This is a genomic window from Vibrio penaeicida (assembly GCF_030689305.1).
In the GTDB taxonomy this organism is placed as follows: domain Bacteria; phylum Pseudomonadota; class Gammaproteobacteria; order Enterobacterales; family Vibrionaceae; genus Vibrio; species Vibrio penaeicida_B.
Window position 1 is genome coordinate 1 of record NZ_JAUYVM010000046.1, and the last position, 2290, is coordinate 2290.

Annotated in this window: 3 protein-coding genes; 2 read left to right on the forward strand and 1 reads right to left on the reverse strand. The window is 35.4% G+C overall.

The window, feature by feature from the left end:
* The first annotated feature begins 111 nt into the window (after window positions 1-111).
* Together Q8W40_RS27825 and Q8W40_RS27830 are read left to right on the forward strand one after the other, a co-directional pair.
* Complete coding sequence (locus Q8W40_RS27825) at window positions 112-1083, forward strand: hypothetical protein (protein WP_305402076.1); 972 nt, start codon at window positions 112-114, stop codon at window positions 1081-1083.
* A gap of 111 nt (window positions 1084-1194) precedes the next feature.
* Window positions 1195-1950: a hypothetical protein gene (locus Q8W40_RS27830; RefSeq protein WP_305402077.1), complete on the forward strand. Its 756-nt coding sequence runs from the start codon at window positions 1195-1197 to the stop codon at window positions 1948-1950.
* A gap of 8 nt (window positions 1951-1958) precedes the next feature.
* On the opposite strand, the gene Q8W40_RS27835 is transcribed toward Q8W40_RS27830, so the two are convergent.
* Window positions 1959-2290: hypothetical protein (locus tag Q8W40_RS27835; protein ID WP_305402078.1), on the reverse strand; the 332-nt coding region annotated here is incomplete at its 5' end.

Below are 2290 nucleotides of genomic sequence, written 5' to 3' on the forward strand. Positions count from 1 at the left end.
CAGCGTTGGGGCATGTCAGTCCGGTTGAGTACGAAAGTATGTAGTTATGTGGTGTCTACTTTTTATGGGGTACACCAACGTTTATAAATGTAATCCAATTGGAGTGTTAAATTGAAAATTGTTCACGAACTTTATTTCAAATGTAATAAAGAAACATTTCTATCTGTAAAAAAAAGTCCTAATTATTGTTTAATGGCATTAGAGAAATACGTTGGTGAATTTAAAAGTAAATACCTCAAACCAGCTAAAAAAATCAATTATGATTACGCGGTTTCAGTTGTTTTCGGAGAGTCATTAAATTTCAAAACTGAAACTCAATTGAATGCTTATGTAAAGTGCCAGATTAAAGTTGCATTTGAATGGTTTGAATTTTTAATACGTGAGATTCGGTCTGACAAGAAAAGAGTAACATCTCAAAGATTGCTAAAATACGGTGAGTATATTGTAGATTTTCTTCACGACGTATCTCCGTTCATTGAGTACTTTGAAAAAAAATCGGACACTTCATTTAGTTTTCTCCAAGGTGGGAAAAACTACCAGCAACATACAGTCTTCATTTACAAAGACTCAATAAATTCCTATTGGGGTTCTCAATCGACTAGTAATGTTTTAAGTCATAAAGGTAATATGTCAGCTTCATGTTATTTTCTTCGTCAAAGCTTAGAATTGAAATTTAGAAGACTCCTTGGAGTCAATGATATATATGACTCTATGGGAAATTCAGCAAAGATTCGTCACGATTTTTTTCCTGAGTTTATTAAAAAAAATATGAATCATTTTGAAATGGATGACATTAATGTATCTAATGTGTTAAAAATTTATAAATGGACTAATTCAACGATCCATACGAGCGCTACGCCTCGGATCTGGGAACAATGGTTTGCGTTAAAATATTGCGATAAATTTTTCTTTCCTACTAATGTTCCTGCTGGAAAGTCTTGGAGTATTCATAATTCAGTAAAAATTAAAAATCTTAATGATTTGTGGTGCAAGTTGTATGAAAAAATCACAGAGGAATGTAGGGGGGATAGTGTCTGGTGTTTTCAGATGAGCAAACCTGAAGCTGAGTTGAGAAACGTATAACAAGGCGTTTAAACGGAACAAAAACAGTGGGTTACGTTTCGCTTCGCTACACATTATAACCCACAATTTTTGTCCGCTTAACGCGGCGTTAAATGTATAAGGAAAGTGTAATTGTTTGAAAAGTTAGTGCATCTTATAAATTTGTTGAGACCTCGCTTCTATAACAAACTCACATGGTGGCTCGTGGGTGCTGGGTTAGTGCTTGTGTCTCAACCTCTTTGGGAAATAATTGTTGTTTCTTTATTGAACAGATACTTAGATGCTAGTATTAGCATCGAAACTAACGAGTATCTTGGTCTTGCTTTAATCGTCGTTGCATTACTATACCATTTAGTTACAACGTCTATTTATGAGTATGCTGAGGCTTATAAAAAGCGAACCGTGCAAAATGAAAAGGCTCGTATTCAGAATAATTTGATTGAACATGATGTTAATTTATACAAAAAAATCACAGAATCATTTAATGAAATTAGTCTAAATAATTACTTAAGTTCGGTGCAAGATGACCATTCTTACACCTCAAGCCTGAAAGATAGTGTGTCTGAAATTATATATATTGTTGACGAGGTCGAGTTTAAGTTTCTTGTTGATTCAGTAGATCAAAATTTTATTGCCTTTGCTAAGGCTTTAAATGAACTAATGCTGTGGTGCGCATGCGAATTTGAACCTTATCCTCGGCACATTATTGTTGAAGATCAGCGTTATTGTATGCATCCAAACCTAAACGGTGATCGTTCGGGTGACTACGATAGCGACTCTAGGAGTCTATATCGTTCGTATAGCAATACACTAGATGTAAAAGTGGCGAAAGTTAGAGAAAGCTACAAAAAATTTAGGGTTTCAGTTAAGCGTGAATTATACATTTAACAAACAATTTAAGAGGGATTCCCAACGCTTGGCATTTTTGCTTCTACTTCAAGTTTAGTGTTTATGGCAGAATGCTTTAGGTTTGGGTAGTAGCGTTGCTCACCCCTTAATTGGGCGTTATAGCGCTTTGAAAATTCAGGGGTTGTCAGGTTCTCGAAAGTTGCTGGCTTCAGTATTTTTGAGTTCGTTTCCTCAACCAGTATCAAGGTGGAAAAATCGTCGTAAACCAAGTTGCTGTGAGGTTCCATGCCAATTGGGAAAGTCGGATTCTGACACTTGGCTTTGGTTTGTTCTTTTAAATTCTTCGACTGGATCTGTGTTTTGGGTATTGTGGTCTGGT